At 65.3% G+C, this 17,004-nt stretch carries 17 protein-coding genes and 3 tRNA genes; 4 read left to right on the top strand and 16 right to left on the bottom strand.

Features of this window, described 5'->3' with window-relative positions; all coding sequences use genetic code 11:
• Positions 1-10: 10 nt before the first annotated feature.
• From AC5RUU_RS03890 to rpsB, 6 genes are all read right to left on the bottom strand, one after another.
• Entirely contained in the window at positions 11-595 is a 585-nt protein-coding gene (locus AC5RUU_RS03890) for a DivIVA domain-containing protein (RefSeq protein WP_493973896.1), read from the bottom strand.
• Positions 596-671: 76 nt separating this feature from the next.
• Positions 672-1,595, bottom strand: coding sequence for a phosphatidate cytidylyltransferase (locus AC5RUU_RS03885; RefSeq protein WP_493973895.1), 924 nt, complete (start codon positions 1,593-1,595; stop codon positions 672-674).
• Positions 1,595-2,152, bottom strand: coding sequence for a ribosome recycling factor (gene frr, locus AC5RUU_RS03880; protein ID WP_493973894.1), 558 nt, complete (start codon positions 2,150-2,152; stop codon positions 1,595-1,597). The genes AC5RUU_RS03885 and frr overlap by 1 nt, the downstream gene beginning before the upstream one ends.
• A gap of 123 nt (positions 2,153-2,275) precedes the next feature.
• Positions 2,276-3,013 (bottom strand): UMP kinase, encoded by a 738-nt coding sequence (pyrH, locus tag AC5RUU_RS03875; RefSeq protein ID WP_493973893.1) that lies wholly within the window; start codon positions 3,011-3,013, stop codon positions 2,276-2,278.
• A 119-nt stretch (positions 3,014-3,132) separates the two neighbouring features.
• Entirely contained in the window at positions 3,133-3,969 is an 837-nt protein-coding gene (gene tsf / locus AC5RUU_RS03870; protein WP_142044739.1) for a translation elongation factor Ts, read from the bottom strand.
• Positions 3,970-4,096: 127 nt separating this feature from the next.
• Positions 4,097-4,948, bottom strand: a complete 852-nt coding sequence (gene rpsB, locus AC5RUU_RS03865) for a 30S ribosomal protein S2 (protein ID WP_493973892.1) — start codon at positions 4,946-4,948, stop codon at positions 4,097-4,099.
• A gap of 445 nt (positions 4,949-5,393) precedes the next feature.
• Between rpsB and AC5RUU_RS03860 the strand changes: the two genes are divergently transcribed.
• Positions 5,394-5,957, top strand: coding sequence for a M23 family metallopeptidase (locus tag AC5RUU_RS03860; RefSeq protein WP_493973891.1), 564 nt, complete (start codon positions 5,394-5,396; stop codon positions 5,955-5,957).
• A gap of 9 nt (positions 5,958-5,966) precedes the next feature.
• On the opposite strand, the gene AC5RUU_RS03855 is transcribed toward AC5RUU_RS03860, so the two are convergent.
• From AC5RUU_RS03855 to AC5RUU_RS03830, 6 genes are all read right to left on the bottom strand, one after another.
• Positions 5,967-7,157, bottom strand: coding sequence for an acyl-CoA dehydrogenase family protein (locus AC5RUU_RS03855; RefSeq protein WP_493973890.1), 1,191 nt, complete (start codon positions 7,155-7,157; stop codon positions 5,967-5,969).
• Positions 7,158-7,291: 134 nt separating this feature from the next.
• A tRNA-Ile gene (locus AC5RUU_RS03850) sits at positions 7,292-7,365 on the bottom strand.
• A 73-nt stretch (positions 7,366-7,438) separates the two neighbouring features.
• The gene (locus tag AC5RUU_RS03845; protein WP_493973889.1) at positions 7,439-8,635 is read right to left on the bottom strand and encodes a glycosyltransferase; all 1,197 of its coding nucleotides are present in this window, start codon (positions 8,633-8,635) and stop codon (positions 7,439-7,441) included.
• A 109-nt stretch (positions 8,636-8,744) separates the two neighbouring features.
• A complete protein-coding gene (locus AC5RUU_RS03840; protein ID WP_493973888.1) occupies positions 8,745-9,653 on the bottom strand; it encodes a DMT family transporter in 909 nt (302 codons plus the stop codon).
• A complete protein-coding gene (locus tag AC5RUU_RS03835) occupies positions 9,653-10,276 on the bottom strand; it encodes a CDP-alcohol phosphatidyltransferase family protein (RefSeq protein ID WP_493973887.1) in 624 nt (207 codons plus the stop codon). Before AC5RUU_RS03835 ends, AC5RUU_RS03840 begins: the two co-directional genes overlap by 1 nt.
• A gap of 89 nt (positions 10,277-10,365) precedes the next feature.
• On the bottom strand, positions 10,366-11,220 hold the full coding sequence (locus AC5RUU_RS03830; RefSeq protein WP_493973886.1) for a phage holin family protein: 855 nt from the start codon (positions 11,218-11,220) through the stop codon (positions 10,366-10,368).
• 176 nt (positions 11,221-11,396) lie between these two features.
• Between AC5RUU_RS03830 and AC5RUU_RS03825 the strand changes: the two genes are divergently transcribed.
• The 3 genes from AC5RUU_RS03825 (at position 11,397) to AC5RUU_RS03815 (ending at position 13,308) form a co-directional block, all read left to right on the top strand.
• A complete protein-coding gene (locus AC5RUU_RS03825) occupies positions 11,397-12,620 on the top strand; it encodes a multidrug effflux MFS transporter (RefSeq protein WP_493973885.1) in 1,224 nt (407 codons plus the stop codon).
• Positions 12,621-12,648: 28 nt separating this feature from the next.
• Positions 12,649-12,837, top strand: a complete 189-nt coding sequence (locus AC5RUU_RS03820; protein ID WP_493973884.1) for a hypothetical protein — start codon at positions 12,649-12,651, stop codon at positions 12,835-12,837.
• A gap of 63 nt (positions 12,838-12,900) precedes the next feature.
• Positions 12,901-13,308, top strand: coding sequence for a hypothetical protein (locus AC5RUU_RS03815; protein ID WP_493973883.1), 408 nt, complete (start codon positions 12,901-12,903; stop codon positions 13,306-13,308).
• A gap of 53 nt (positions 13,309-13,361) precedes the next feature.
• On the opposite strand, the gene AC5RUU_RS03810 is transcribed toward AC5RUU_RS03815, so the two are convergent.
• From AC5RUU_RS03810 to AC5RUU_RS03795, 4 genes are all read right to left on the bottom strand, one after another.
• A tRNA-Asn gene (locus AC5RUU_RS03810) sits at positions 13,362-13,434 on the bottom strand.
• Between the two features lie 145 nt (positions 13,435-13,579).
• Positions 13,580-13,652, bottom strand: a tRNA-Asn gene (locus AC5RUU_RS03805).
• 92 nt (positions 13,653-13,744) lie between these two features.
• Entirely contained in the window at positions 13,745-15,685 is a 1,941-nt protein-coding gene (dnaG, locus tag AC5RUU_RS03800) for a DNA primase (RefSeq protein WP_493973882.1), read from the bottom strand.
• A 31-nt stretch (positions 15,686-15,716) separates the two neighbouring features.
• Complete coding sequence (locus tag AC5RUU_RS03795; RefSeq protein ID WP_493974019.1) at positions 15,717-17,003, bottom strand: deoxyguanosinetriphosphate triphosphohydrolase; 1,287 nt, start codon at positions 17,001-17,003, stop codon at positions 15,717-15,719.
• Position 17,004: the final 1 nt, after the last annotated feature.

The raw sequence follows: 17,004 nt of genomic DNA, 5'->3' as shown, positions 1-17,004 counted from the left end.
GGCCGGCCGATTAGTCGATCGCGGCCATAAGCTCGACAACCCTGTCCAGGAATGCGTCCACCTGGGCTTCCTCGTAGCCTTCCCGGCCCACGGCAGGGCGGAACACGGCCCTGCGGACGCTGTCCACGCTCAGGGGCTTGTCCTGCTCGAGGTAAGCCACGAGCTCACGGCACAGCCGGTCCACGTCAGCGGTGTTGTAGCTGCGCGCCTTCTTTTTGGCCGGCCGGCGGAAACGCTCGCCGTCCGGGCGGTGCAGCCGGCCGCGGAGGATGCCGCTGAGGTTCCCGATTTCCCGCAGCCAGGCTTCCTCACCCCGTGCTGCGATCAGTTCATCGCGTTCCCTGCGGGCGAAGGCGTCCTCAAGCCGGTCCAGGGCGGCATCCACCACGGATGCGGCGTAGCCGCCCTTGACCGGGTCGAAGGAGACAGCGCGGACGTCGGCACTGCTGACCGGCTCGGCTGCCGCTTCGGGCGTTTCCAGGGAAATGCGTGCGCGCTGCAGGAACTGGTCCACCTGCTTGGCGTTGTAGCCGTATTCGCTGCGCTGCACGCGCTCAAAGGACCCGGGGATGTGCCGATGAATGTCCAATGCCACTGTGATTCCTTCAATGCTGTTCAGCCGTAGCGCTGTGGCACCAGTTTATTGGTGCCGGGCCCGGCGAGGGTTTGTGTCAGGCTCCGGCGACCAGCCCGTAGAGGACGAAAACAACCGGGGAGGCAAACACGATGGAGTCGAGCCTGTCCATGACTCCTCCATGCCCGGGCAGGATGCTGCTCATATCCTTGACGCCCAGTTCGCGCTTCACCATGGATTCGGCGAGGTCGCCGGCGGTGGAGGCGGCCACCGTGCCGACCGCCAGCACCACCCCTACCCACCATGGCTTGTCCAGGATGAAGAGGCAGGCGAGGATGCCGATGAGCACGGCACCCGCGACGGAACCGGCGAATCCCTCCCAGGATTTCTTGGGGCTGATTTTGGGCGCCATGGGATGTTTCCCCAGGGACGCTCCCACCAGGTAGCCGAAGGTGTCGTTGGAGACCACCAGCAGGAGCATCACGGCCACCTGCCAGGCACCTTCGGGGATGGTCCCGCCGGGCCACAGCCCCAGCGGGGATGCACCGCCGCTGGCATGCAGCGGCAGTGCGGCGAAACTGATGAAGAACGGGACCCAGCCCAACGTGAAGACGCCTGCAAAGATGCTGTTGGCCGAGCCTGCCGCACTTTCAATGGAGCGCCAGAGCAGCACCGCCACGGAGCTGAGCAGCATGGCGAACAGCAGGCTTTCCATGCCGCCGAGGTAGGCCACGAACGGCATGGCCACCGTGCCGGTCATAACCGGCACGATGGGCATCCTGGTTCCGTTGGCCTCCAGGGCCCGGTAGATTTCCCAGACGCCGAAGACTGCGAAGGCGGTGGTTACGGCAACGAAGCCGAGCGGGAGGAACAGCAGTCCGCCCAGCACTGCAAAGAGCATGGCCAGGCCCACCACGACGGCGGCCGGCAGGTTCCGGCCGGCCCTCGGCGTCGGATTGCTCCTGGGCTGCTTCCCCCGTGTGCGTGCCCGTGGTGCGGGGGCCTGATCTGCCTGCCCCATCAGACTTCGAGCAGCTCTGCTTCCTTGCGCTTCAGCAGCTCATCGATGCCGTCAACGTGGGCCTTGGTGAGGCCGTCCAGTTCCTTCTCGGCCCGGGTGCCCTCGTCCTCGCCGGCTTCGCCGTCCTTGACCAGCCGATCCAGGGTTTCCTTGGCCTTGCGGCGGATGTTGCGGATGGAAACCTTGGCGTCCTCGCCTTTGGTCTTGACGATCTTGACGTATTCCTTGCGGCGTTCCTTCGTAAGCTCGGGAATTGTGATCCGGATGACGTTGCCGTCGTTGGAGGGGTTCGCACCAACTTCCGAGTCGCTGAGCGCGCGCTCAATGTCCCGGAGGGCGGTCTTGTCGAAGGGGGTAATGAGGATGGTCCGGGCGTCCGGGATGGCGAACGATGCCAGCTGCTGGAGCGGCGTGGGCGAGCCGTAGTAGTCCACCAGGACCTTGTTGTACAGGCCCGGATTGGCCCGGCCGGTACGGACTGCCGCGAAATCCTCCTTGGCTACCTCTACTGCCTTGTCCATCTTTTCTTCGGCTTCGAGCAAGGTTTCTTCGATCACGGTCTCTCCTCAGATTCTGGTGCGGTCCGGGGCACCGGCTCCGTGCACCTGCGTTGTTCTCTGTTGCTGCTTCCGTCCCCCGCCGGGGCGGGGACGGAACTCCTGAAAACATCCTAGCCGGAGCTAGGCTGTGACCAGTGTGCCCAGCTTCTCGCCCAGGATGGCGCGGGTGACATTGCCTTCACCCTCCATGCCGAAGACCACCATGGAGAGGTTGTTGTCCTTGCACATGGTCATGGCCGTCTGGTCCATGACGCGGATGTCGCGGCGGAGCGCGTCATCGTAGCTGAGGGTTTCAAGGCGTTCAGCGGCCGGGTCCTTCTTGGGGTCGGCCGTGTATACGGCGTCCACGCCGCTCTTCGCCATCAGCACGACGTCGGCGTGGACCTCGAGGGCCCGCTGCGCGGCAACCGTGTCCGTGGAGAAGTAGGGCAGGCCCGCCCCGGCGCCGAAGATCACCACGCGGCCCTTTTCCATGTGCCGGATCGCACGGCGGGGAATGTAGGCCTCCGCCACCTGCCCCATGGTGATAGCGCTCTGGACGCGGGTCTCCACGCCCGCCTGCTCCAGGAAGTCCTGCAGTGCCAGGCAGTTCATGACGGTTCCCAGCATGCCCATGTAGTCGGCGCGGGAGCGGTCCATGCCGCTCTGGGACAGTTCGGCACCGCGGAAGAAGTTGCCGCCGCCAACCACGATGGCTACCTCAACCTCGGGAACGGCTGCGGCGATCTGCTTGGCCACATCGCGAACGGTTTCGGGGTCGACACCCAGCTTCCCGCCGCCGAAGACCTCGCCGGAAAGCTTCAGGAGGACCCGGCGCCTGCTTTTCTCTGGCTCGATTAAAGTGTTGACGGCTTCCATGGTGCCTTCCCGTTGATGACTCTGAAAAAAGGTTATCCTGCCGGGGCCGGTGTCAGGTACCGGTCCCGATGCATGCAAAAGGGGCGGCCACCGAAGTGGCCACCCCCTTGCAGATTCGACTAGGAGCCGACGCGGAAACGCGTGAACGCGGTCCCCTTGACACCAGCCTCTTCGAGGACCTGTGCCACGGACTTCTTGGCATCCTTCGCGAATGCCTGGTCAACCAGGACCTCGCCCTTGTAGAAGCCCGTCACGCGGCCTTCCACGATCTTGGTGAGGGCGGCTTCGGGCTTGCCTTCGGCCTTGGCGGTCTCTTCGGCGATGCGGCGCTCGGACTCCACCAGCTCGGACGGAACATCGTCGCGGGTCAGGTAGTTCGGAGCCATGGCGGCGATGTGGACGGCGACGTCGTGTGCGGCGGTGGCAGCGGCTTCGCCTTCACCGTCAACTGCGAACAGCACGCCGACCTGGGCCGGCAGGTCCTTGGAGGTCTTGTGCAGGTAAGCGTCAACCGTGGCACCCTCGACGCGGGAGATGCGGCGGACAACAACCTTCTCGCCCAGGACAGCGCCCTCTTCGACAACGACCTCGGAAAGCGGCTTGCCGTCGACTTCGGTGGCGAGCAGGGTCTCGAGATCGGCGGCGCCGGACTCAACGGCAACGGCGAGGACCTTGTCGGCCAGCTGGATGAACTTGTCAGCCTTGGCGACGAAGTCGGTCTCGCAGTTGACCTCGATCATGACGCCGACGCCGTTGCTGACCTTGGCGGCAACGAGGCCTTCAGCGGTGGAGCGGCCTTCACGCTTCGTGGCACCCTTGAGGCCCTTGATGCGGATGATTTCGATGGCCTTCTCGGCGTCACCGTTGGCTTCGTCAAGAGCCTTCTTGACGTCCATCATGCCGGCGCCGGTGCGCTCGCGCAGGGCCTTGATGTCCGCGGCAGTGTAGTTCGCCATGTGAACCCCTCTGTCTAGAAATTTGATGTGGTGTACGGACCGACAGGACGGCTGCCCGTGTTCACGGGCGGCCATCCTGTCAGCAGCTCCGGCTGCGGGCAGCGCGGAGAATCCGGATTTAGTTGTCTTACTTGGCGTCGTCCGCGGAAGCCTCGGCAGCAGCCGGAGCTTCAGCTTCTTCTGCCTGGGCAGGGGCAGCAGCTTCCTCAGCCTTGCTGCCTTCCAGGAGCTCGCGCTCCCATTCGGCCAGCGGCTCTTCCGGAGCTTCGGTAGCGCCCGTGCCGCGGTTGTTGCGGGCGATGAGGCCCTCGGCAACGGCGTCGGCAACAACGCGGGTCAGGAGGTTCACGGAGCGGATGGCGTCGTCGTTGCCCGGGATCGGGAAGTCGACTTCGTCGGGATCGCAGTTGGTGTCCAGGATGGCCACCACCGGGATGTTCAGCTTCTTTGCCTCGTCAACGGCGAGGTGCTCCTTCTTGGTGTCCACGACCCAGAGCAGGGACGGTGCCTTGGTCAGGTTGCGGATACCGCCGAGGTTGGCCTCGAGCTTGGTGAGTTCGCGCTTGAGGAGCAGCAGCTCCTTCTTGGTGTAAGCGGAACCGGCGACGTCGTCGAAGTCGATCTCTTCGAGTTCCTTCATGCGCTGGATGCGCTTGGCGACAGTCTGGAAGTTGGTCAGCATACCGCCGAGCCAGCGCTGGTTGACATAGGGCTGGCCAACGCGGGTTGCCTGCTCGGCAATTGCTTCCTGGGCCTGCTTCTTGGTGCCGACGAAGAGCACGGTGCCGCCGTGGGCAACAGTGGCCTTGACGAACTCGTAGGCGCGGTCGATGTAGGACAGCGACTGCTGAAGGTCGATGATGTAGATGCCGTTGCGCTCGGTGAAGATGAAGCGCTTCATCTTCGGGTTCCAACGGCGGGTCTGGTGTCCAAAGTGGACGCCGCTGTCAAGCAGCTGGCGCATGGTTACGACGGGCATGCCGACGCTCCTTCCGGCAGGTCATTCATGAGAGAGCCCTGAGGCTTCTTACCCTGCCATAGTTGACGGTTGATTAGCGTGGCCCAGGCCGGGCCGTGCTCCTGGCACCCATCGCACTTCCCATCCGTGCCGTAAGGCACGGACCGCAGGAGGCGCGATCCTTCGAAGACGTTGCCGGGGCTTCGCCTTGCGGAGGGCTGGATGCGCGTAGTCAGCTGCTGCTCCCCCACACTCCTGAATGAGATGTGCCGACGCAATCCGGACAGACGGAAACACCACTAAGGTGGACCACTGGCACGGGAAGCGTTGAGGGCGCAGCAAACTGCTCCATCAAGTGTACTACAGGGACCCACTTCCGCCGGACAGCGGCCGATGCGCCTGGCGGTTTATCCACATAGGTTCGAACCGGCGTGCGGGCCCCGTTCCAGGGGCGCATGCTGGCCACATGAAACCGCCGCTCCTCCTGGCCGCCCTGCTGATGCTTCCCGCCTCCGTGGCATCCGCAGCCCAGCCGGTGCCATACAGTCCCGCCTTCCCCGCCCAGGCAGACCTGACGCCGGCGGGAGATCCCGGTGCCGGCGTTGCCTCACCCTCGTGGCAGTGGCCGCTGGTCCACCGGCCCCGGGCGCTGCGGGATTTCGATCCCCCACCCAAGCCCTGGCTGAGCGGGCACCGGGGCGTGGACCTCGGTGCGGCGTCGGAAGGCGCAGCGGTTATCTCCCCCGCAGCGGGAACCGTCAGCTTTGTGGGTGTCGTCGTTGACCGGCCTGTGATCACCATCGACCACGGAAACGGGCTGCGCAGCAGTTTCGAACCCGTGGAGAGCACCCTGGCCGCCGGCAGCGTGGTTGCCGCCGGCCAGATTGTGGGCACCGCACTCAATGGGCACTGCGGCACTTCGGCCTGCATCCACTGGGGAGTGCGGCGCGGGGAGGACTACATCAACCCCCTGCAGTTCGTCACCGACCTGCGGCCTTCCGTCCTCCTGCCCCTGGGCGGACCGCCGTAGCGGCAGAGGTCAGACGATCGCGGAAATGCCGGTGATCGCCCGTCCGGTGACAAGAGTGTTGATTTCAGCCGTTCCCTCGTAGGAGTAGATGGCCTCGGCATCAGCAAAGATCTTTGCCATCTCAAAGTCAGTCACAATGCCGTTGCCGCCCAGGATGCTCCGGCCGATAGCTACGCTGTCCCGCATGCGTTCGGTGGTGAAGGCCTTCGCCAGCGCGGACTGTTCGTCCTTCGCCAGGCCGGCATCCTCGAGCTGCGAGAGCCGCACCATCATCCCCATGGAGCTGACCGCGTTGCCCAGGATCCGGACCAGCTGGCTCTGCACCAGCTGGAAGGATGCCAGCGGGCGGCCGAACTGGTGCCGCTCCACCGCGTACCGGCGGGCAACGTCGAAGGTTGCCAGCTGCTGGCCCACCGCCTGCCAGGCGACGCCGAGGCGGGTAACCTTGAGGACTTTGTTGACGTCGCGGAAGCTGTTGGCGTGCTCGAGCTTGAAGAAGCCAGGGACCACCACGTTGTCCAGGGTGATGTCGGCGTTCTGGACAGTGCGAAGGGAGATCTTGTTCTCGATCTTTGTGGCACCAAATCCTTCCAACCCGGTGTCGACAAGGAAGCCCTTGACCTGGTTGTCTTCGACGTCCCGGGCGTAGATGACCACCCAGTCCGAGAAGGTGGCGTTGCCAATCCAGCGTTTTGCCCCGTTCAGGATCCAGTTGCCGCCGGCCCGCCGGGCGGTGGTCCGCGTGCCTCCGGCAACGTCGCTTCCGCCCAGCGGCTCCGTCAGCCCGAAAGCGCCGATCTTCTTCAGGGCGTAGATATCGGGAAGCCAGGCATCCTTTTGTTCCGGCGACGCGAGCGCTTCGATGGATCCGGTAAACAAACCGTCGTGGACGCCCAGGAAGGTGGCGATGGAAGCATCTGCACGCGTCACCTCGGCATGGATCAGGCCCGCGAAGAGGTTGGAGTGCCCCTGCCGCCGGACCGGGCTGACCAGGTCGATATCGGCGAGCCTGGGAATGAGGTCCATTGGAAACTCGCCGCGGTTCCAAAAGTCCGCGGCGATGGGCCGGACCTCGCGCGCCAGGAAGTCCCGGACCTCGGCCAGCCGGTCCTGCTCCTTGGCGGTCAGCAGTTGCTCGAAGGCGTAGAAGTCGGCGTCGGCGTAGGGAAGCTCGTAAGGTTCTGCAGCAGAAGTGGACATGGTTGCCTTCCGGATGTTCAGCGGCGGGCGCTTCGAAGCGAAGCGCGTATGTTACCGGTCAGTAACATACCGCATATCGGGCGCTAAACAAAGGAAACCGCGGCCGACGAATCGTCGGCCGCGGTTTACTGACGTAGGGCTACTCGGACTTGAACCGAGGACCTTAGGATTATGAGTCCCGCGCTCTAACCAGCTGAGCTATAGCCCCGTGGCTGCCCGCACCGCACCGGATCGATCTGCGGCGGCAGGGCAAAAACACTCTAGCAAATCAGGGAAAGCCCTCAGACCACTTTGTCCTCGTAGCCCGCGCCGCGGTACAGGTCCTCGAAGGTCTGCAGGGTGCCCTGGATACTGTGGGGCTCCACCATCTCCCGGCTCGCCCGGCCCATGGCGAGCTGCTGGTCTGTCGGCAACTCGAGGATCTGGGTGATCTTCTTGGCGAGGTCGTCGCTGTCGTTCGGCGTGAAGAGATAGCCGTTTTCGCCGTCACGCACCAGGTGCGGCAGTGCCATGGCGTCCGCCAGGACCACCGGGGTGGAGGCAGACATGGCCTCGAGGGTCACCAGCGACTGCAGCTCCGCGGTGCCCGGCATGCAGAAAAGGTTCGCCTTGATATAGGCCTTCCTCAGGTCCTCGTCGCTGATCAGGCCCAGGAACTTCACCCGGCTGCCCAGCCCAAGCCGCTGCACCAAATCCTCAAGGGAGGCCCGGACCTCGCCGCCGCCAACAATCTCCAGGTGCACGTTCAGTTCGGGCGGGGTCTTTCCGATGGCCCGGATGAGGACATCCACGTGCTTTTCCTCCGCGAGCCGGCCGGCGAACATCACGGTGGGGTGCTGGTGGGGCTCGATCCGCTCGCCCGGCTGCAGTTCATAGGCGGCGGAGTCGATGCCGTTGGACAGCGGCAGGACCTTGCGCAGGAATGCGTGCTCGTGCATGGCTTTGGCTGCCAGCGGCGTCGGCGTGGTGATCACGTCCGCCCGGCCCATCACCTTGCCCATGTCCTTCCAGGAGATGCGGCCGATGATGTCCTTGAACCACTGGGGAAACGGCAGGAAGGGGTTGAGGTTTTCAGGCATGAAGTGGTTGGTGGCCACAATCCGCACGCCGCGCTTTACGGCCTCATACAGGACGTGTTCGCCGATCATGTAGTGGCTTTGGATATGGACGACGTCGGGCTTGACCCGGTCAAAAAGGAGGCTGATCTCCTTCTTGATTTCCCAGGGAAAGCAAATGCGGAAGTACTCATGGGTGGGGGCGGCGTGCGAGCGGAGCCGGTGCACTGTGGCCTCATCCCGGAATTCAGTAAAGCTCTTGCCCTTGTCGTTCCGGCAGGCCAGCACGTGCACGTCGTGCCCCCGGCCCGTCATGCCCTTGGCCAGGCGGTAGCCGAACTGGGCTGCACCGTTGATGTGGGGCGGATAGGTATCCGCGGCGATCAGGATGGTCAGTGGCGGCAGGTCGGCTGGCGTGGTCACGTGGAAAACTCCTGATGGTCACGGTGCGGACAGCGATGACTGGCAGCACGGCTGGCCTGGCATGGTTGCGCCCGGCTTCGTGGATTTTGGATCTGTACTGGGGAACGGGCTAGTGGGACGGCCTGCCCGCGGCCTTCCGCGCGTCCTTCTTGCGCTTGGTGACCTCGGGGTGGTGGCGGGAAAGGGCGATAACCCCAACGATAGCAAGGGAAGCGGCGGTTCCCATGGCAATCGCCATGACGGCGTGCACATCCGGCCGGAGTTCGCCGAGGATGACGATCCCGATGGCTATCCCCACGAGGGGATCGATCACCGTGAGGCCCGCGATCACGAGGTCGGGCGGACCCGCGGAGTAGGCGCTTTGGACAAACCATGACCCCAGCCCTCCTGCGGCGATGAGGGCCACTACCGAGTACCACTGCACGTTCAGCAGGAACAGCCCGTTGGGATCCAAGAGGTGTTTGCCGATGATGCGGGTGAGGACGGCCACGAATCCAAAGAGGACGCCGGCGCCCAGAATGTAGACGAAGGCGTTTATCCGGTGCTTGAACATGACGGCCAATGTGCCGAAGAGTCCAACGGCGAGGGCCAGCAGCAGCACAATGGTGAGTTCGGCGTCGAGGCTCACATGGTGGTTTTCCTGGGTGACGTTGACTGCCAGGAGGACAAAGAGCGCAGAGCCCGTCACGCAAGCGGCAATGGCCACTACCGTTGCGCGGTTGATGGTGAGGTCCTGGTCCTTGGCATTGATGATGGTTGTGATGACCAGCGCGATGGCGCCGATTGGCTGGACGACGGTGAGCGGGGCGGACACGAGCGCCACTGCGTTCATGGCCATGCCGGCGCACAGCAGCAGGAGGCCGAACACCCACCGCGGATTCCTGAGCAGGCGGAGGAAGCTGTTCGAGCTAAGTGCCAACCCCCCGGTGTCTGCCTTGACGGCGCTTCCCTGCCGCTGGGCACCCAGGGCGAGGCAGAAGGCTCCAAGCAGCGCAAGCAAAACGGCCACCCACACCATCAGGTGGTCCCGCCGTCGTGATGCTGCTGCATTCTGCCTTTGCGCAGGATAGCCCAGAAGTAGTTGTAGGCGGCGATCCAGTGGCCGATCAGGCCAAGGCCCAGCACTATCCAGGCGGCAACGAACAACCCGGACGAAAATCCGGTATCCAGCCTGGAAAGAACCAGCATCGGCGTTCCCAGGAGAAGCAGTCCGGTCCGCACTTTGCCCACCACACTGACCGGAAGGTCGGGATGGCCGCCGAACAGCGAGAGCGTCAGGACAAGCAGGACGGCGTCCGGGACCACCAGCGCGGCCAGGTACAACCAATGGACGACGCCGGCAATCACCAGGGTGACCGCTACGGCGATCAGGGCAAGCCGGTCGGCGATGGGGTCCAGGACACGGCCCAGCTTCGAGGCCTGGTCGAAGCGGCGGGCAATGTAGCCATCAATCCAGTCGGTGCTGGCCATGATGGCAAGGACAACTACGCCGGCGCCGTACTCCTTCTGCGCCAGGACGAGCCAGATGAAGAGCGGAACCCCCATGAACCGCACCACGGTGAGCAGGTTCGGGATGGTGAACACAAGGTCATGGTCCACCTGGGGGCGGCCGGGACGGGCGCCGGCACCAATAAATTTCACCCGTCCCCCTTCCCTTCCTGCTGCCTGGTTGGCGCGGTCTTGTCGTGGCCGGCAAGAGCGCCGGCGTTCAGTGGCCGCTGGGCCGGCTGCTAGTACGTGCGGATCAGTTTCCGGAGCAGGACCAGCATGACGGTGCCGGCGGCGGCCAGTGCCGCCAGCGGCTTCCAGCGCTTTTGCAGCCCCTCAGTGGATCCGGAAAGCGCGGCCAGTTTTGCGCCCGCGGCGTCCCTTCCGCGGAGGGCCAGGGCCCGGCCCTCGCTGGCCTTGCCCTGGGCAACGGCGAGCAGGTACCGCGCCTGCGTTTTGACGTCCAGTTCGGTGCCGAGGTTGTCGCGGACCTCGGTGAGGTGGTGCCGGCGCTGGTTGAGCCGGCGGGCCAGCTCAGGCTCGGAGGCGTGCGGGAATTCCTTGTCGTGCTCGGCCGCCTTTGCCGCCTTCTCGGCCTTGGCCTTGGCGGCGGCTTCTTCCTTGGCCGCCTTGGCAGCTTTCGCTTCGGCACTGTTCGGGTCCAGGACAGCGGCGTTGAAGGCGGAGCCCTCCTTGGCGACGCCGATGTCGTGCTTGATGCCCCGGATGGTTTCCTCCGGAAGCAGGGGCATGGCCTTCTTGAACTTGCGCAGGCCGATCAGGCCCCCGATGAGCGCTATCAGCAGGAAGGCCGCGGAGACCAGTAAAGCTGCCAGCCAGGCGGGCATGATGGTAGCCAGGCCCATGATGGCTGCAACGATGAGGCCGATCACCAGGAAGACCAGGAAAACCAGTGCAACGGCAAGGAACGCGGCTGCAACCCCAACCTGGATACCCTTGCGCTTGAGCTCGAACTTGGCGAAGGCGATCTCGTCGTTCAGCTGGCGCGGAGCCAGCCGGAAGAGGAGTTTTAGCGTCCTTGGGAGCGCGGTGATGCGCAATCCCGGGCTGGTGCCCCCGCTGTGACGTCCGCTCATCGGTTCCGCCTTACTGGTTTTGTTCGTTCCGGCTTCCGTATGCTGCGGGAAAGTGCGTTGGCACAGTCCCCGGCACAAAACTATCATTCAGGTTCCGGGCGACCTTCGGGGCTTGCCGGACGGCGCGGCCTACAACGCTGCAAAATCCGACGCGACCGGGCCTAGGATTGACATCCGTGACCACTCCCTCCAATCCGGGCGACCTACTCAGCCGGCGCCGGAAGCTTCTGTACATACTCCTTCTCGGTGCGCTGACGGCCCTGGGTCCGTTCACGATCGACCTCTATCTGCCGGCGTTTCCTGCCCTGGAGGCGAGCCTGCGGGCGACCGAGGCCCAGGTGCAGCTGACGCTTGCCGGCACGACTGTGGGCTTTGCCTTCGGTCAGCTTGTGGTGGGCCCGTTCAGCGACAAGTTCGGCCGCAGGTATCCCCTGATCCTGGCAACGGCACTGCACATCGCGGCCTCGCTGGGAGCGGCACTGTCCACCGACATCACCACGCTGGGCATCTTCCGGGTGCTGATGGGCGTTGGCGCGGCCGGTGGCGGCGTAGTGGCCATGGCCATGGTCCGCGACCTGTTCTCGGGGTACGCCATGGTGCGGATGTTCTCACGGATGAGCCTCGTCAATGGCCTGGCGCCCATCCTTGCGCCCGTCATCGGCTCGCAGCTGCTGTTGGTGATGCCATGGCCAGGCATCTTCGTGTTCCTTGCTTCCTACGGGACGCTGGTCATCATCGCCGCCCTCTTCCTGGTCCGGGAAACCCTTCCACCGGAGAATCGGGGCCAGAGCGGTTTGAGCGCCCGGCAGCGTTATCGCGTGCTTTTCAGCGACCGGATCTTCATGGGCCTGCTCATGGTGGCCGGCCTGAACTTCGGTGGACTGTTCACCTACCTGTCGGCGTCGCCCTTCCTGTTCCAGGACGTCTTCGGCTTCTCCGCGCAGGAGTACGGACTGCTCTTTGGCATCAATTCGCTCGGCATCGTTGCCGGTATCCAGACAAGTTCGCGTCTGATCCGGCGGGTCCCGCCGCAATGGATCCTTGCCGCGGCGACGGCATGGATGTTCCTGATGGCGATGCTGATCGTCGTGTTCGACCGGCTGGGCTTTGGCCTCTGGGGCGTGCTGGTTCCGCTGTGGTTCTACATCATGGGTACGGGCTTCATGTTTCCCTGCGTGCAGGTGCTCGCCCTCGCAGGCCATGCCGGTCAGGCAGGCACCGCGGCCTCGCTGCTGGGTTTCTCGACATTCATGATGGCCGGGCTTATCTCACCGGTGGTTGGATGGCTGGGCATCACCAGCGCCGCTCCGATGGGTGCCGTCCAGGGAGCCTGCATCCTGCTCGCCATCGGGGCGCTCTGGATCATCGTCCGGCCGCGCACCGTCCCTTCAATCCACTGACGTCCGTCAACCTCCTGAAAGAGGCTCCATGAAGGGAAAGCCGCACCGCAACGGCCGTGGCCTCTTCCTCGGGGCGGTGCTCGGCGCCGTCGCGGGCTACTTCGCGGGGCGGGTGCTGGGCAACCCTGCCGTGGGGATCGCGCTGGGCGCGGTAGCGGGCGCGGCACTCCTGTACCGGGTCAACCCGGGTCCCTGGAAGCACCGCGACCGGACTTAGCCAGTTGCCGGTGAGGGGCTCTGCCACTGCCCCGTTGCGCCCCTCCCGGGATAAAATGTGTCCGTGCCCAGCTGGCAGGACCAACCGCCGCTTCCGGCCACATGGCAACGGTGCGATGCCGGGATCCTGCCACTGTGGTGGGACCGGCTGCGTGCCCAGATGGGACAGCAGTCCGCCGCCCTGTACGCCGGAGGGCTCTTTACGGAGGACCGCCGGCGGCCGATCGCCCAGTGGTTCAACCCGGCCTTCAAGTCGGCACTGCTGGTGGCCCCGGAGACCTCCCCTGAATGGCCGGTGCAGCGTTTCGGGATCTTTTACGCCCCACCGGACACCGGGTTCGTCCGGATCCACTCGGCCTCGCACGAGTGGAGCCCGCGGCAGCCACGCAAGTCCCCCACCGAGAAGGAAGCCTTCGAGGCCGCCATCGCCGAGGCGGAGAGGTTCCTGCAGGTGGAAATGGACTTTGTCTGAATGCCAAAAGTCCCCGCCCTTCCACATGGAAGGACGGGGACTTTTTGTTGAAGCTCCTCCTGCTGGACTTGAACCAGCAACCCTTCGATTAACAGTCGAATGCTCTGCCAATTGAGCTAAGGAGGAATGAAGCAGGTATGACATTAGCAAAGGAGTAAGGCGAAAGCGAAATCGGCGGATTTCCGCGGGAAACGCGTGGCCACCGGGTGTGCTGCGGGCCCGCCGGGGCAACAAAAATCCCCGCTCCGGAGACCGGAACGGGGATTGGCAGCTCCTCCTGCTGGACTTGAACCAGCAACCCTTCGATTAACAGTCGAATGCTCTGCCAATTGAGCTAAGGAGGAATGAAGCGGGTATCAGCCTAGCAAACGCACCGGCTGGAAGCGAAATCGGGAAACGAAATCGGGGAAAACCCGACCCTTCAGCGTCCGCACGGCTACACCTCGGCGCGCAGGGCACGGCGTTCCATCTCGAGCATCAGAAGTTCCCGGTTGAGCCGCTGGTAGGTTTCCGGATCCGACGCGGGGTCCAGGCGCTGCAACTGCCCCATCTTTTCCGCTTTGACACGCGTGATCTGCAGCTCGAACAGGCGCGAGAGGATGTCCCGGCAGTACTTCTGCACCGCTTCCTCAGTACTCGCCGGCAACGGCACCACAGCCAGTTCGGACACCAGAGGCCGCAACGGCTCCGGGACCTCATGCATCACGTGCTCCACCCACCGCACCGGGTCCACCACCAGGCCTGCGCCCGTGGCGCGCATGGCGTCGTGGACAGCCTGGAACGCCGGGGTGGCGAACCTGGCCGCGGCGAACCGGTCCCAGACCCCACCTGCCAGCAGGGACGGCATCTGGAGCGCCACCTCGAGGGCCTGCCGCTCCATTGAAGCCACGGGGTCCCGTGGGTCAGGCCGGTGGAAGGAGGGAACAGCTCCCGACGCCGGGCCCGCGGCAACGCCGGGACCCCCGGCCGAAGCGCGGCCCGCCGGAGCATGGGCTCCGGCCGGTGCTGCCTGCCCGGAACCGGGTACCGGCGGCCGTCCGGTGTCACCGCGTTTCACCGCTGCGTTTACCAGGCGCAGCACCTCGTTGGGGTCCGGCATGCCCAGCCACCCTGTGAGCGCCTGGCAGTAGCCCGTCCGGGTGGAGGCGTCACGGATGGCCGCCACCACCGGCACCGAGGCTTTGAGTCCCTGCACGCGCCCTTCGACGGTGTCCAGGTTGAACTGCTTCAAGGTGGCCCGGATGGCGAACTCGAAGAGTGGCCGGCGGGACCGCACCAGCGCGTGTACTGCCTCGTCGCCCTTGCTTTGGCGCAGGTCGCAGGGGTCGGCGCCGGTGGGCTCCACGGCCACGTAGGTCTGGGCAGTGAAGCGCTGGTCTTCCTCGAAGGCCCGCAGCGCGGCCTTCTGCCCGGCGGCGTCGCCGTCAAAGCAGAAGACGACCTCTCCCCCGGTGCCGTCGTCGGAAAGCAGCCGGCGGGCGATCTTGATGTGTTCGGTGCCGAACGCCGTGCCGCAGGTGGCCACCGCCGTCGTAATTCCTGCCAGGTGGCACGCCATGACGTCTGTGTAACCCTCCACCACCACCAGCTGGCGGTCCTTGGCGATGCTGCGTTTGCCGAGGTCGATGCCGTAGAGGACCTGGGACTTCTTGTACAGCGCCGTTTCGGGGGTGTTGAGGTATTTGGGCCCTTGGTCGTCCTCGTAGAGCTTGCGGGCGCCGAAGCCGATGGTGTCCCCCGCGATGTCCCTGATGGGCCAGATGAGCCGGCCGCGGAAACGGTCGTAAATCCCCCGGTTGCCTTCCGAGAACATCCCGGTGAGTTTGAGTTCCTGGTCCGTGAACCCGCGGCCGCGGAGGTGCTTCAGCAGGGCGTCCCAGCCCTGCGGGGCATAGCCGCAGCCGAAGTGTTCCGCTGCCGCCCGGTCAAAGCCGCGGCCGTGCAGGAAGTTGCGTGCCTCGGCGGCCCCGGGCGTCAGCAGCTGGGCCCGGAAGAATTCGTCCGCGATCTTGTGGGCGTCCAGCAGCCGCTGCCGGCGCCCCACTTCCTCCCGGTTTGGGCCGCTGCCGCCGTCCTCATACCGCAGCTCATAGCCGATGCGGGCTGCGAGCTTCTCCACGGCTTCCTGGAAGGAGGTGTGGTCCTGCTTCTGGACGAAGGCGATGACGTCGCCGTCCTCGCCGCAGCCGAAGCAGTGGTAGCGGCCCACCTGGGGACGGACAGTGAACGACGGCGAGCGCTCGTCGTGGAAGGGGCACAGGCCCTTGAAGGTTCCCAGGCCGGCGCCCTTGAGCGTGACGTAGCCGTCCACCACTTCCTTGATGTCCGTGCGCTGGCGTACTTCGTCGATATCTTCCCGTTTTATCAGCCCAGCCACAGAGCAATCCTAGCCTTGGGGCCCAACCTCATCACCACAGTGACGGCAGGCTCCCCACCAGGCGCTCGTACATGGCCAGCGCCGAGCCGTCCGTCAGGGAGGCCACCTGGTCGATCACCACGCGCAGCCGGGCGCCGTCGTCGGCAGCGTCCCGCCAGTCGGCGGCGAACATCGGTTCCAGGTGCCGGTCCCCGGTGGCGCTCAGCGCGGTGACCAGGGCATGCAGGACCTCCCGTTGGCGCTCATAGATGGGCTGCCGGTGTTCGGTGGTCATCACGAAAGTCGTGGCCAGGCCCTTCATGACCGCGATTTCCATCACGGTCTCATCCGGAACCATGAGTTCTGCGCCGTAGCGGGTGAGCCTGCCCGGGCCGTACACGGCGCGGGTGGTTTCAAGCGCGCTCTGGCAGAACCGGCCGATCAGCTGGCTGGTCATGTTCTTCAGGGCGGCCATGGACTTGCGGCTGCCATCCGCCTCCCGGACCCACACATCGGTGGCCTCGAGCCGGGCCAGGGCGGCGTCGATCGCTGCGGGTTCGTTATGCGGCAGGTACCACTGCTTGGCGTAGCCCACCACGCGGGCGCGGTGGTCCGGGTTGTCCATCCACCGCAGCTGGAAGTGGCCGGCCACGATGGCGTCCTCCACGTCGTGGACAGAATAGGAGATGTCGTCCGCCAGGTCCATCACCTGGGCTTCCAGGCAGGAGCGGCGTTCCGGCGCGCCCTGCCGGATCCAGCTGAAGATCGGCAGGTCGTCCTCGTAGGCGCCGAACTTGCTGGTCCGCTGGCCGTGGATAACCGGTGCCTCCAGCGCGGACCACGGATACTTCGCGGCGGCGTCCAGGCTGGCCCGGGTGAGGTTCAGCCCGGCCGGCCGTCCGTCCGCCGTCAGCACCTTGGGCTCCAGACGGGTCAGGAGCCGGAGGGTCTGGGCGTTGCCTTCGAAGCCGCCGATGGCGTGCGCCACCTCGTTGAGCGCCGATTCCCCGTTGTGCCCGAACGGCGGGTGGCCCAGGTCATGGCTCAGGCAGGCAGTGTCCACCACGTCCGGATCGCAACCCAGGGCGCGTCCCAGTTCGCGGCCCACCTGGGCCACTTCCAGGCTGTGCGTCAGGCGGGTCCGGACAAAGTCGTCAGTGTCCGGTGCCACCACCTGCGTCTTGGCCCCCAGCCGGCGCAGGGCCGAGGAATGCAGGACACGGGCACGGTCGCGCTCAAAGTCGGAACGGTAGGTGCTCTTCGGCGGTTCCTCCACCCAGCGGGCGGAATCATCGGCGCCGTAGCCGGAGCGCGCAGGGGCGGCGAAGGTTTCGGCCACG

It is taken from the genome of Arthrobacter sp. K4-10C, assembly GCF_059090085.1.
This window is presented reverse-complemented; position numbering and strand designations above follow the sequence as displayed.